6 protein-coding genes are annotated in these 14,235 nt (G+C 42.6%); 2 read left to right on the top strand and 4 right to left on the bottom strand.

The window, feature by feature from the left end; translation table 11 throughout:
- Positions 1 to 142: 142 nt before the first annotated feature.
- The 4 genes from Q0R88_RS08800 to Q0R88_RS08785 form a co-directional block, all read right to left on the bottom strand.
- Positions 143 to 2,920 carry an alpha-L-rhamnosidase gene (locus tag Q0R88_RS08800; RefSeq protein ID WP_295715143.1) on the bottom strand — a complete coding sequence of 926 codons (2,778 nt, stop codon included), beginning with the start codon at positions 2,918 to 2,920 and terminating at the stop codon, positions 143 to 145.
- A gap of 28 nt (positions 2,921 to 2,948) precedes the next feature.
- Entirely contained in the window at positions 2,949 to 5,471 is a 2,523-nt protein-coding gene (locus tag Q0R88_RS08795) for a glycosyl hydrolase (RefSeq protein WP_295715141.1), read from the bottom strand.
- A gap of 254 nt (positions 5,472 to 5,725) precedes the next feature.
- Entirely contained in the window at positions 5,726 to 7,870 is a 2,145-nt protein-coding gene (locus tag Q0R88_RS08790) for a TIM-barrel domain-containing protein (protein WP_295715139.1), read from the bottom strand.
- A gap of 147 nt (positions 7,871 to 8,017) precedes the next feature.
- Positions 8,018 to 8,911, bottom strand: coding sequence for an AraC family transcriptional regulator (locus Q0R88_RS08785; RefSeq protein ID WP_295715137.1), 894 nt, complete (start codon positions 8,909 to 8,911; stop codon positions 8,018 to 8,020).
- Positions 8,912 to 9,470: 559 nt separating this feature from the next.
- Here Q0R88_RS08785 and Q0R88_RS08780 point away from each other — a divergent pair.
- Both Q0R88_RS08780 and Q0R88_RS08775 read left to right on the top strand, forming a co-directional pair.
- Positions 9,471 to 12,710 (top strand): family 78 glycoside hydrolase catalytic domain, encoded by a 3,240-nt coding sequence (locus Q0R88_RS08780; protein ID WP_295715136.1) that lies wholly within the window; start codon positions 9,471 to 9,473, stop codon positions 12,708 to 12,710.
- A 70-nt stretch (positions 12,711 to 12,780) separates the two neighbouring features.
- On the top strand, positions 12,781 to 14,211 hold the full coding sequence (locus Q0R88_RS08775) for an arabinose isomerase (protein ID WP_295715135.1): 1,431 nt from the start codon (positions 12,781 to 12,783) through the stop codon (positions 14,209 to 14,211).
- The last annotated feature ends 24 nt before the right edge of the window (positions 14,212 to 14,235 follow it).

Genomic DNA, 14,235 nt, shown 5'->3' with positions numbered 1-14,235 from the left:
TTACACATGAGAAAGATAAAGGGCTATCAGCAATCTTTGCTGCGACTTGGTTTAAATTGATACTATGACAAAATCGTAGAACGTGTTATACGCAAAGGTGTTACGAGCGTCTTGTTCTTCCTGCAATACCCTTTTCATTTTGCTATTTATCAATTACGGAAAAGGAGTAATTGCCGGATCCCACTTCAATGAGCGCTTTGCCATTTTCAAATCGTAAAAGCTTTATATTTTTATTGGTGCTTATGCGTTTACCACTTTCCCTGATTAAACTATTTTTTTTGGCCGGTAAATAAATAATTGCGCTGGCATTAACCGGGATAGTTGTGTTCATATAAAACGTAGCGGTTGTTTTTTTCCATTCGTTACTAATATTACCATACGGGGATTGATAATTTACTTTCACCTCGTCTACATCACCTACGGGTTCGGGGCGAATGATGATATGGCGGAAGCCTATTGATCCGGTATCTGCCCTGACGCCCCCAAGGCCACTGTAAAACCATTCCATTAAATGGCCCAACATAAAATGGTTATTGCTGGATATGCGGTTCCCTTGCCATGATTCGGTAAGCGATGTCGCTCCCTGCGCAATCTGGTAACCATAACCCGGCACGTCTGACCGGTTATTCATATCAAATATCACGTCGGATCGGCCCGCATCATCCAATACCCTTAATAAATAGCGGTAACCAATATCGCCCGCTGTAATTCCGTTGTTGTGGTTACGAATATCCTGTACAATGTTGGCCACCACCTTGTTTTTATACCCGGGCGCAACCAACCCCATATACACCGACATAGCGTTTGCAGCCTGGCTACCTGTACCGTACTGGCTTGTTTGCGGATTAAAAAAGGTTTTGTTGTAAGCCATTTTTACCTCGGTGCCTAAAGCAGCATATCTTTTTTCATCTTCGGGCTTGTTTAGTATCCGGGCAATTTTTGATAGCAGTGTTAAATCATAATAATAAATAGCGGTACTGGTTATTCCTGATGGCGTTGACTGGGACGGCCCCAAATCCCTCGGCCCTATATCATACCAATCGCCAAGACCAAAGTACAGGATATGGCCCTTTGATTTTTTTTCAAGGTAGGTAACATAACGGGTCATCATATCATAACTTTCCTGCAATATTTGTTTATCACCATACCATTGGTAAACATAATAGGGCAAAATAATACCGTTGCTTCCCCATTCCGGCGAATCGCGGAAACCACCACCAAACTGCACAAACTCGGGCGCTATATCTGGTATTAAGCCATCTTTGGTTTGCGCGTTTATCATATCCTTTATCACTTTGCGGCAAAGCGTAGCTATATCATAGTTATAATGTATTGAGCTGCCAACCAGGTGCGCTTCTTCCAGCCAACCAAGCTTTTCCCGGTGAGGGCAATCGGTAAAAACACTGGCTGTATTGCTTTTTATAGCCCAATCAATCAGCTTAAATATTTTATTAAACAATTCATTTGAACAGTTGAATGATCCAATTGTAGCAGCGCTATTGCGGGTATGGAGGCTCTTGATTTCTACAATGGCAGGCAGTTGCGAACTCCCGGCCTGGTCTGCAGGCAGCGCGCCTTCAACCTGAACATAGCGGAAACCATAATACATAAACTGCGGATGCCATGTTTCTGTACCCTGGCCGTTAAGCGTATAATTAAAATAAACAGGGCTTCCAACGGGTGCCTGCATAACCAATCCGTTATCATCCAATAACTCGGCAGGTGTAATTTTTATAACAGCTCCACGCTTGCCTTTTACCGTTATTTGCGGAATGGCCGATGCATTTTGGCCCATATCATATACCCAAACCCCTGGCTTGGGTTGCGTAATTTTTTTAACTGTAAACTGATCAAATATCTTTAACGGTTCCTCTGCCTGTGCTTCAAGTACCGGCGGACCAGATACCACAACCGCTTTTCTATACTGCGTATCATTAAACCCCGTTTTATCCCAACCCTCGCGGTATAAGGTGGCATCGTAATCCTCGCCGCCATAAATGCTCGAAAACGTAACGGGGCCAGGAGCAGTCTTCCAGGTTTCATCACTCACCATATTCTCTGTTGTACCGTCTTTGTATTCAATTAATGTACGGCATATCATTTTGGGATAGCCGTAAGCACCTTTCAGTTTATGATAGCGCTCGCCGGGGATGTAATAAAAACCATTCCCCAGCATCACTCCAAACACGTTATTGCCTTTTACCAGGTTGTTAGTAATATCAAAAGAAACGTATAAAGCATGCTTATCATACTGGGTCCAGCCTGGGTCTAAAAAATGGTCGCCAACCTTTTTGCCGTTGATACTCAAATCGAACTGACCAAGGCCGGTAATAAATATAGTCGCCTTTTTAATTTCCTTGTTTACGCTAAACTCCTTGCGCATCAAGGGTAAAATACCTTTGCCTTTATTCCACCTGCTATCATCCGGGTTAGCTATTGCGGGCACAATACGCAATGAATCGGGGATTTTTTCATAGGCAATCCATTTTGCACCCTTCCAGTCATCGGCAGTTAATAAACCCATTTGCCATGCTGAAGGCTTGCTCCAGGCCGATGGTTTACCATGATTATCCCAAACCATCAATTTCCAGTAATAAACCTTTGCAGCTGTTAATTTTTTGCCTGAGAAAATAACTTGTATGGATTGATCGGACGCCGTTTTCCTGGTGTCCCAAATGTTTCCCTCGTTTTTCTGCAACAGCAATGGATCATCAGCAACCAATATGCGATAGGCAGTTTGTTTAACATTTTGGGTTTTAGATGACAAAAGCCAGCTAAGCTGCGGATTTGGTGTATTGATGCCCATAGGCGCATCCCTGTATTCGCACCGTAAAGCCGATACTGCGACCTGGGCGGATATTTTTAGCGACGCGAATAGCAATAAACCACATACATAAACATTTTTAACACTTCGGCTCATATATTTTATTTATTAAAAAGAATTAAAATTATTCACTGGTAATAGTTACCGGGCCAAGCAAACCCGAGGATATCAACGGCGAGTTTTTATCAAAATAATTCCAGGTTGTAAAACAGTAACGCCCTTTTGATGGCCTGCTTTGGTTATTAAGGAACCAATCCGGAAATTCTTTTAAAAAATGACCTTCGCGGTGGCCGGGCAGCCATTCTGTGTCAGCGGGTTCCTGCTCATCGCCAATGAGACGGTTGGCCCATACATTGGTAACTTCAATAACAAGTGTATTTTCCTTTGGCTTTAATAAATTGGCTGGTAGTTTTACACTCCAGGGGGCGGTCCATAAAACACCCAGGTCTTTATTGTTTAAAATAACGCGGGCAAGATGTTTTACCACACCCAGGTCAAGGTATAACGAATCTGTGCTGTTGTTTAAAGGCGCATCAAATGTTTTTTTATAAACAGCTGTACCGCTAAAGTATTTAATACCCTTTTCTGGTTGTTGGGTCCAATCTTGCAACGTTTTAAAAGTCACCGGCTTTGCAGGACCACCCCATTGTTTATCGAACTTAACCTCCCACGGTCCATTTATAGCAAGGGCTTCCTTTCTTGGTAGAAAATTTTCTTTATAGGCTGCAGTATTAGTAACTGCTTTTTTTCTGAATACTATAAAAAAGCTTTGTGCTTTATCAAAATCAAGAGGGATTTCTGTGTTAACGCCATTTGCTTTAAAATTCGGCAAATCTCTGATGGTACCTGTTAATGGGGCCCACAACTCGGGCTGCATATCCATCACATTAAAGCTGCAAACGGCTTTGCCCGCATTGCGCGAAACGTTGGCTACAAAATACACATCAACAAGCTTTTGCTTGCGATGAATGTGCTTAACGACTATATTCCCGGTAGATTGACTTACCAAAAAATCATTTGCCGATGGGAGTGCAATTGTACCCCATTGTAATAATGCCTGGCAACGCTGCCAATATTTTATCATGGCTTTGCCGGGTTCCCACCAGGTTTGGGTACGGTCAAAGTGGGTACCCCATTCTCCCATAGTTAGTCCTGGTTTGTATTTGTCATCCCAGGGCTGCTGTACAAAGCGGTGTATTACCATGCGGTTTACGCCGTCGCAAAATGCGGCATCACCCATTGGTTTCAGCCATTCCGGTGTTTCATCCCATTTGCTATCGTGCGGATCGCTGGTGAACGCTTCTGCCTCAATAATATTCTGTCCTGATTTTCTTAACGCGGCTACAGTTGGCTGAAGCTCATAAGGTGAATATCTCCCGCCGAAAGTCCAAAACTCGGTCATCACCCGCTCTACATAGGGCATCACCTCATCCTGCCTCCAGGGGCCGCCATAGGGCTCGCATAAAAATATAAGGTTTGCTTCGCGTAGTTTTTTCGCTATAATGGCGAAGTAAACATCCCTGTACAAATCCTTTACAGTTACATTAAAATCGTTTACAAATAATGATGAATCGCGGCGGTCTGTCCCTATGATCCTGCCGGCAAATGTTGGCAGGTACTTAGTAATTTCGTACCCTCTTCTGGCAGCAAACTCCTGGCTCATTTTTGGCGTCCAGGTAGGATAACCAGCTTCGTAGCTGTCAAAATGAACACTTTTAAATCCTGTACCTATCAGGTCGCCAAGGTGTTTTTTTATTTCGCCTACAACGTGGTCAATATGAAAGGTTACAGCCTCCCGGCTCATTTTATCACATTCAAGTCCGGTTGCTTTCCATTGGGCGGGTTGTATTAACGTGCCAGTTGTAGTATGGCCAAACCTGTATATAATCCATTTTCCGGCGGGCACTTCCCAATTTAATTGACCATCGGGTTGCATTTTACTGGTAAGGTCTATTACTTTATCAGCAGGTACAATGCCGCTAACTGGCAGAGCCAATACAGCTATATCTTTATAATAGGTACTTCGCGCTGCGATTTTAGGAATTTCAACAAGGCCAGTTTCCTCATTATAAACCGGGTAGGGGGTATGACCTCGTGGGTTTACTTTTGGGCGGGCGAGCTTAATATGATCAGATACTCCACCTGTTACTGTATCTGTTGACCAGCAAATTTCCTGCATCGAGTTTTCCGGAGTTATCCATGGGCCACCGCTTGATTCATAGCCAGGTCCATTAAACATCCCGAAGTCCATTCCAAGCCTTTTTGATTCTTCTGCCGCGTGACGCACCATTTTCCACCAGGGTTCGGTCCACGAAATAATTTCGGGAGTTGGGCTTTTTTTAATTTCTCCTGCCCAGGGAGTAGTAGCATCAGCAAGACTAAACATCGTTGTGCTGTTAAATCCTTCTTTTTTCAATGCCTCCAGGTCTTTGGTTATACCGGTTTTGCTTAGGTTAGATCCCATCCACATCCATAATACTCCAGGGCTTGCACTTAACGGAGGAGACAAAAATACCTCTGCCGGGTTGGACGATTGCTTTTGGACATTGCCGCCTGTAGTTGGTTTATCCTGCTGTGCTTGGGTGATCGGTCCCCAAAAAACAAAAAATACGGACAAAAGGCATTTTAAAGGTTTAAAAAAACTCATGGAATGATTATGGGCTTAAAAAATGAACAAAGTGGTTTGATGTGGAATTAAATAGGTTATTATTGGTTATAACGGTACCTGATGCCAAATCTAAGTGGATTGCAATATTTCATATTACCCATTTTGATATTTAGCTTATCTGTTTTGATAATTAGTAATCAAAATAGCATGTAGCTATGTTAATAAGCATCCCACGTACAACAATTTGTTCAATAGCCCTTGTAAACTCTTTTTAATGATCAAGAACCAGCAGGTTACTCCATCTTTTTAAAAGTTACCTTTCCAATAGTGTTAGGTTTTCCTTTTTCGGGTGCTGAAAGTGTACCTTTTAAAATGCCATTTTTGGAAACTATGTTGATCTCTCTGAAAGAGTATGCGCCTTTCTCGTAGTCAAAGGTTTCGCCATCATCGTCATATAATAAATAATGCCCTGGCTTTTCCCCATAATAGCGGATCTCCAGGTTAACCTTTTCATTTTTGGATGGCGCGTGTAACATAACCGGCATCATGGGTATAACTCCGCCATCTTTTACATAAACGGGGATCTTATCCAAACCCGGAGTAACACTGATCACCTCGCCGTTGCCCACGTATTTGCCGGTATAAAAGTCATACCACTTACCCTTTGGTAAAATGACCTTCCTGGTGGTTTCGCCTGTAAACATTGGCGCTACCAGCAGGTATTCTCCTGCCATATATTGGTCTTTAATTTCTTCTGTTGTTAATTTGCCGTAAGGGTTTTCTTTAAGGTTTGTGTTATCTACACTATTTTTTTGTTCGCTATTTGCAAAGCCTGGCTCCAATACCATGGCCTTAAAAACGGGGGTACCTTTAAAATGGTATTTTGCAAATTCGCTGTACCAATAAGGCATCATTTTCATGCGCAGGGTTGCCAATTGTTTTACCTGGTCTGCAACTTCCGGGAATGACCAGGGTTTGGTGCCACTTGCCCATGCGTTAATCATAGCCATAGGCGAGAATATATTGGATTGAAATCTTCTCAGCCATTCTTCCCCTGTTTTGGAATCCCGAACCTCAGGAGTCCACAGCACGCCGGCGAAACCACTATTAATAAGCGCTGTAATAAAATCGCGATGATCATAATAATCATTGTAGATAACAAAAGGGAACGATGAGCCACCACCATTTGAGGCCCTTACAAGCCCGAAAGTACGCTCGTTTTTCTCGTGATATATTTGCGTTACGTAACGCTGCATCATTAAACCATAGGTTTGTCGCATTTGCTCGGCGCTGTGTCCGGAAGGGAAGGTAGCAACATCGGGCCATAGGTATTCGTCTCCGCCGTCAACTTCATCAATTTTATAACCACTGATACCTATATCTATCTTATTTTTTGACATTTCGCCAAAGAAAATATTCCTGGCCTGGGGCATTGTTATATCGGTAACTGCGCCTACCCAAACACTATGCGAACCTGTATATGGCGCTATTTGCTTGTAAATAGTTGCTTCGGGCGAAATATATGGATTGGTCCACAAGTTTAATCGTATCTTCTGTTTAAGCATTCCCTGAACAAATGCACGGGGATCTGGGAAACGGATTTTATCCCATTCAAAAGTGCATGGGTATGATTTACTTTGCCAGCCTGGTTCAAGCCCTATAAAATCAAGCGGATACCCACGCTCACTGAATGCCCTCGCTTCATTAGCTACATCGGAGGCGTTTGACAAACGTTGTACCCGTTGTGTAAAGCCAAGTCCCCAGCGCGGCGGCAGGCACCCGCCGCCGTTAAGCAGGTTGTACCGGCGCACAGCATCAAGCATGGTTGGACCTCCTAAAACATAAATTTCTACCCCTTCGGCAGGTATCAACATTTCCACGCCGTCAGAGTAGGGGCGTGCCGACCAGTTTTCATTCGTATTCCTGTCCTGCACTTCGGGAGGATTCTTACTATCTGTTCTTACTGCCGAACCGGCGTAAATTTTAATATACCTTGCACTGTTTATAAAAACGCCGTACCCTTTTGATGATATATAAAATGGGGTAGGGGCATGGGTTCGCCCGTTATCCCGTCCTTCATAGTTATCTACGTGTAGTGTTAATATTTTGCCCCGTTGTTGTACAGTTTTAAAATTCAGGCCAAAACCGTACAACTGTTCGGTCCGGTCCAACGGAAAACGCAGGTACGTTTTGCCATCAGTTACCTTAGCATAAATATCTGTTTCCAAAAGCGGAAATGGCGTACCTCCCATATCTGTTAACCCGGCATGATACGCAATAGCGCCCGAAGCTGTTAGCAGATTAAAGCTTTCTGGTTTGCCAACAGTTGCTTTCCAAATTCCAGGTTCAATTTCGTTCCATTTGATGTCCTGGGCATGTAGGCAGGATATAGCGCTGCATAAAATAAAAAAAGTTAAAGTGCTCCTTATAAGCCTCATAATTAATAGAAAGTTAAGAAATGTATATCGTCCTTCGTTGTCAAAGGATGGTGTATTGAATTTTGTGGTCGCATATAAACAGAAAACCGTTAGTTGGTTGCTATCTGAAAATCATCCCAAAAAAAGGTTTTGTAAAATAAGGTTCGTTTATGTGCCGTATTTTTTCAAGCCATTGTTTCTGTAATCCTGCGGTGTTAGCCCGGTTTTTATCTTGAATAACTTGGAGAAATAAGGTATTGATTCAAAATTTAAGAGGTAAGCAACACTTTTAACTGAGTTTTCAGGAACTAACAGCAACTCTTTTGACTGTTGAATTTTGAGTTGAATAAGGTATTGATTTGGAGCCATCCCCGTGTACTTTTTAAAAGCTTTCCTGAACCAGGAATATCCTACCTGTAGTTCTTTAGCAACGTCTTCGGGTGTAATGCGTTGGTTCATATGATCGCGTAACAAAAAACGGGCACGATCAACGATGAGCTGTATATTATCTTCGTCTGCAAATGAGGCTTGTTTAATTTCGGCAAACAAGGTTCCAAGCAAATGGACTGCCGCGCCGGATATAGCAGGCTGATATCCGGGCTTTTCACTTTTGGTTTTCTCAATAATGTCTGTAAACAGGTTAAATAAGGGGTCTTTAAGCCCAATATCTATTATTGGCGAATTGATGCTGAAAAACTCATTTAGCATAATGTTTTCCATAATAGGACCTTTTAAGCCAATCCAGTACTCATGCCAGCCGGTTTTTTCATTTGGTTTATACCTATGGCGCTCATTGGGGAATAGTAAAATTATACTACCCTCTTCAACAGGCTTTAGTTTGCAATGCTCAGATTCAAAAACTCCTTCGCCCTGGGTTATATAGATGATTTGATATTCATGCAACACCCGGCCATTTTTCCAGGTAAAATAATAATTGGAAGGATGGTCCTTGCTTGGGTAAATAGCCGCTTTAGGGATGTGAGTATACCCCGCATTCAATATTGTTAAACCCCATGCTTCATCTTCCGGATTTACGGGCAGGTATTTACAATAATTTGTCATTTGAATAATTGGTTTGTGAAAAAACAGTACGATTTGTTTTATCCTGTTCCCTTTTTTTGCTGGGTTGGGCAATACAAATAAAAGGTTAAATAAGCTGAAAATAAAGCATCCCGATCTTTTTGTCAGAAAGTATAACCTATTTATCAAAAAGGATAATTCTGAACGCTCACTTCACGATAGATTTGATTTTGTAAAACCAGGTAGTTATCTATTATTGAATATCAGGTAGTTATAAGCCAATTAAAGCCAATTTAAATTTATGAGAAAAATTTACCTCTTTAAACCGGGAATAAGTGTAATGCCGTATAGCCCGGCTGGCCAACAAAAAAACCTTTATCCTAAATCATAATTAGTTCCAGATCATGAATCTATTAAAAGATGATTTTCCTCAAAAAGGGTTGTTCCATTACCTAATTCCGAGGCTGCCCTTAATCCCCTATTTTTAATTTAAATATCAAATACATGGTAACTTATTGTTGCCATGTATCTTTATGATACAAACTGTTTTTTTATATTCATCAACAGATTTTAGTAAATGCAATTACCGGGAAAAAAAATAATGGTCTTATGTTTTCTTAATATAATAGGATTGGCGGCTTATGCTCAAATATTCCCGGTAAAGTTAGCTTGCGAGCTTCGTCATGATCCGCTGGGGATAGATGTTGGTAAACCCGGTTTAAGCTATATGCTGATCAATAGCCACATAAATGAACGGGGGACAAGGCAAACAGCCTATCAGATCATGGTATCTGGCACCCCGGAATTTAAGCAGGGCTCGGACCTCTGGAATTCGGGGAAAGTGATTAGTGACCGGATGGCGTATATCAGTTATGCAGGAAAATCTTTGACATCTAATCAAAAATGTTGGTGGAAAGTTCGGGTATGGGATCAGCAGGGTAAAATTTCTGCATGGAGTAAACCTGCCTGTTGGACGATGGGCATATTAAAAGCAGGTGATTGGCAAGCCAAATGGATAAGTGCCGATGGCGCGGATAAGTATGCGTTAAGTTCAGTTGGTTACAAATCTGCAAACGCCGAATCTGAAAGGGCGGAAAAATGGGTACAGATTGACCTTGCCCGGTCCCAGCCTTTTTCTGAGGTAGCGTTATACCCTTTGTTTTATGCAGATAGGGGAGGACATGCCTTTCCACGCAGGTTTAAATTGCAGGTATCAGATAAATCGTCATTTGAAAATGCAGTTACCATTGCCGATTATACCGCCAGCGATTTTAAAGCTGAAAGGTATGCCCCGGCGCGAATTTATAAGGGTAATACTACCGGCAGGTATGTAAGATTAGCAGTAAGTAAACTTGCGGCTGAAGGGGCGGGATACGCCTTTGCTTTAAGGCAAATAGAAATTATTTACAACGGCAAAAATATAGCGGCGGGCCAAAAAGTTGAAGCATCAGACAGCTATGAAAGTGAAGGCTTTAAAAAGAGCAATCTTACAGATAGGCCACAGGATTATAAAACCATACCCAATTACTCCTCTGTGCTTTTAAGAAAAGAATTCAAAGTGAAAAAGCGCCTGGTAAGTGCGGTGATCTCCGTTAGTGGTTTATCGGCATATGAACTAACCATTAACGGTAAAAAAGCGAGTAATTACCTGTTTAGCCCCGGTTGGACGAATTACGGGAAAACAGTTCTATATGATACTTTTGATATCACCGATAAAATAAAAAACGGTGATAATGCCCTGGGAATTATTTTAGGGAATGGCATGTACAATATTCAGCCGGATACCCTGAGGTATGTTAAGTTTTTAAATACTTTCGGGCCGGCAAAAGCTATCGCGCAACTCAGGCTGGTATATGACGATAATACTGTAGAGACCGTTTGTACCGATAAAAGCTGGCATGTTTCATCCGGCCCCGTTACATATTCAAATTTTTATGGTGGCGAAGATTATAATGCCAGTCTTGAACCCGACCGGTGGGATCAGGCAGGCTTTTCAACGGGAGATAAATGGGTTTCTGCTATAGAAACCGATGGCCCGGGGGGAAGCCTAAAAGGTTTATCATGTGCGGCACCGCCGGTTGTTGCAATAGATACCATTGCGCCGGCTAAAATAAACAGGATAAGTAATAAGCTTTACATATATGATTTTGGCCAAAATGCTTCGATGATGCCAGAGCTTAGGGTGAGTGGTCCTAAGGGTTCATCGGTAAGGATGATTCCGTCAGAACTTTTGGGCGCAAATGGACTTGCGGATAGGAGTTCGGCAACCCAGGATGGCGTTCGGCCTGCCTGGTGGCAATATACACTCAAAGGCGAGGGCAAAGAAAAATGGTTCCCAAAATTCTTTTACCAGGGGGCAAGGTATCTGCAGGTTGTGTTGTATCCTTCAGCTGATGGTGTATATCCTGAAGTTGAAGAATTAAATTATATAGTTGTTCATTCCGCATCCCAGCCAATAGGGAAATTTGCCAGCTCAAATAAATTGTTCAACAACATTTACGGATTGGTGCGCTGGGCTCAAAGGAGTAATATGATGAGCTTTATGACAGATTGCCCTCAACGCGAAAAAATGGGGTGGCTGGAAGAAAATCATTTAAACGGGCCTTCTTTGAGATACAATTTTGATATGGCGCAGCTATTCAGGAAAACAATGAACGATATGGCTGATGCCCAGTTAGATAATGGATTGATACCCAATATAGCTCCCGAGTATTTTATCGCCGGATCACACGAACTGACAAACGGGTTTCGCAATTCGCCGGAGTGGGGGAGTTCATTTATCATTGTGCCCTGGCAGCAATACCTGTTTTCGGGAGATATTTCATTGTTGGAACGCTATTATGACAGGATGAAGCGCTACATGGCTTTTTTATCAGGCGAAGCAAAAGACAACATCATTTATACCGGACTTGGAGATTGGTATGATATAGGTCCTAAAGAACCCTGGGGATCGCAGCTAACGCCTGTTTCATTTACAGGTACTGCAATTTACTATTACGATAACTGGATCATGAGTAAAATTGCGCGGGTATTGGGCAATCAAAAGGATGCTGAAAGCTTTGATCAGGCCAGTAAAGCGATACGGGCTTCTTTTAATAAAACGTTTTACAACAAGCAAAAAGGTTTATACGCAACCGGTTCGCAAACTACCAGCGCGATGCCTTTATTTTTCGATATAGCCGATACCGAAAACAGGCATCAACTTTTAACCGCGCTTGTAGATGATATCCGTAAAAACCACAATAGCTTTACTTCGGGTGAGGTTGGCTACCGGTTTTTGCTGCGTGCATTAGCCGATGAAGGCCGGTCGGATGTGGTTTATGATATGAATAATCAATCAGAACGTCCCGGATACGGTTACCAGCTAAAAATGGGAGCTACCAGCCTTACAGAAAAGTGGGATGCTGGAGTTGGTAATTTCGGCTCTCAAAATCATTTTATGTCTGGCCAGATCAACGAATGGTTTTTCAATGACCTGGTAGGAATAAGTCCGGATATACAGGGAGCGGGTTTTAGGCGGTTTATTATAAAACCCGAAATGTTAAATAGCCTGAGTTGGGTAAAAGGCTCCTATTCATCCGTTAGCGGGGACATTAAATGTGAATGGCAAAGAGCGGGCAAAAAGCTGACGCTTAATATTACAGTACCTGTAAATACCACGGCAACAGTTTATTTGCCAACAATTAATAAGCGGGATGTTCAAGAGGGAGGTAAGCCAATCTCAAGTGTTAAAGGAGTTAAACTGCTTGGCGCTAGCAATAACAGGTTAAAATGCGAAATTGCATCTGGCAGCTATCATTTTTCTTTTGTTAGTAATGAATCTCAAACAACTGGAAAATAGTAGAAATGTGCGCTACATATAGCGTAAAAGTGATTAATCAATTAAAAATAACAAGTATTAAATATATTACATGCAGCAAAGCTCATTAAAAATCGGATTATTTGGTATTGGCCTGGATGCTTACTGGGGGCAGTTTAATGAATTAAAAGAGCGCCTTGAAGGCTATTTATCTGTGGTAGAAAAGAAAATAGCCGATATACATCCATCGGTGATCAATCTTGGATTGATAGATACTCCGGAAAAGGCGTTTGCTGCCGGTAGCGCTTTCCGCAGAGAGGATGTAGATATAATTTTTTTATACGTTACTACCTATGCGCTTTCATCTACAGTATTACCGGTAGTACAGCGGGCCAAAGTGCCGGTGATCATCTTAAACTTATCACCGGACGCTGCAATTGATTACGCAGCTTTTAACAGCATGAGTGATCGTACCCGTATGACTGGTGAGTGGCTGGCTTTCTGTTCTGCCTGCCCTGTACCTGAGCTTGCTAATGTATTTAAACGTACCGGCATCAAATTTCACCAGATCACAGGCATGTTGCATAACGACCCGGAATGTTGGGATGAAGTAACAGAATGGGTTGAAGCGGCCAGAGTTGCCAACATCATGGCTTTTAACCGCCTGGGATGCATGGGGCATTATTACAGCGGGATGCTTGATATATATACAGATCTTACGCAGCAATACGCCGCTTTTGGGGGGCACATAGAGTTGCTGGAGGTAGATGAGCTGGCCAGTTTGCGTAAAGACATATCATCCGAGGCAATTGAAGAAAGGGTACTGTTATTTAAAGATCAGTTTGATGTGCAGGAGGGATGTACAGTAGTGGAATTGCAACGTGCTGCCCGCACTTCATTGGCACTTGATAAGCTGGTAGAAAACCATAAGCTTGGTTCGCTGGCGTATTACTACAAGGGGACAGGGAATTTTGATAACGAGGATACCATCAGTTCTATCATCCTGGGTAACTCCCTCCTTACAGCCAGGGGAATCCCTGTGGCGGGTGAGTATGAAATAAAAAATGCGCAGGCCATGAAAATTATGGACAGTTTTGGAGCCGGTGGCTCGTTTACTGAATATTACGCGATGGATTTTAACGCAGACGTTGTATTAATGGGCCACGATGGCCCGGGCCATATAGCCATAGCAGAAGGAAAAACCAAAGTAAGACCATTATTGGTTTACCATGGCAAGGTGGGGCAGGGGCTTTCGGTAGAAATGTCAGTAAAGAACGGGCCTGTTACGTTGCTTTCGGTAGTTGAACAGGCTGGTGGCAAATTGATGCTGCTGGTGGCAGAGGGGGAATCGGTTGCCGGGCCAATTTTAGAAATCGGCAATACAAACAGCCGTTATAAATTCCCCATCGGGGCCAGGAGGTTTGTTAACGATTGGAACAGCCATGGGCCTGCTCACCATTGTGCCGTAGGTATAGGTCACATTAGCTCCAAACTACAAAAACTTGGTCAGCTGCTTGGGCTAGATGTGGTGAAGGTTTGTTAATTTAAAAACCGTTGTGTTGCACAA

It is taken from the genome of Mucilaginibacter sp. (assembly GCF_025362475.1).
In the GTDB taxonomy this organism is placed as follows: domain Bacteria; phylum Bacteroidota; class Bacteroidia; order Sphingobacteriales; family Sphingobacteriaceae; genus Mucilaginibacter.
Note: the sequence above shows the minus strand (reverse complement) of the source record. Positions and strands in the feature narration are given on the sequence as shown.

Excerpts from the sequence above, each read along its gene's own strand:
- Q0R88_RS08800 (WP_295715143.1), bottom strand. The coding sequence starts at position 2,920 with ATGAGCCGAAGTGTTAAAAATGTTTATGTATGTGGTTTATTGCTATTC.
- Q0R88_RS08795 (WP_295715141.1), bottom strand. The coding sequence starts at position 5,471 with ATGAGTTTTTTTAAACCTTTAAAATGCCTTTTGTCCGTATTTTTTGTT.
- Q0R88_RS08790 (WP_295715139.1), bottom strand. The coding sequence starts at position 7,870 with ATGAGGCTTATAAGGAGCACTTTAACTTTTTTTATTTTATGCAGCGCT.
- Q0R88_RS08785 (WP_295715137.1), bottom strand. The coding sequence starts at position 8,911 with ATGACAAATTATTGTAAATACCTGCCCGTAAATCCGGAAGATGAAGCA.
- Q0R88_RS08780 (WP_295715136.1), top strand. The coding sequence starts at position 9,471 with ATGGTCTTATGTTTTCTTAATATAATAGGATTGGCGGCTTATGCTCAA.
- Q0R88_RS08775 (WP_295715135.1), top strand. The coding sequence starts at position 12,781 with ATGCAGCAAAGCTCATTAAAAATCGGATTATTTGGTATTGGCCTGGAT.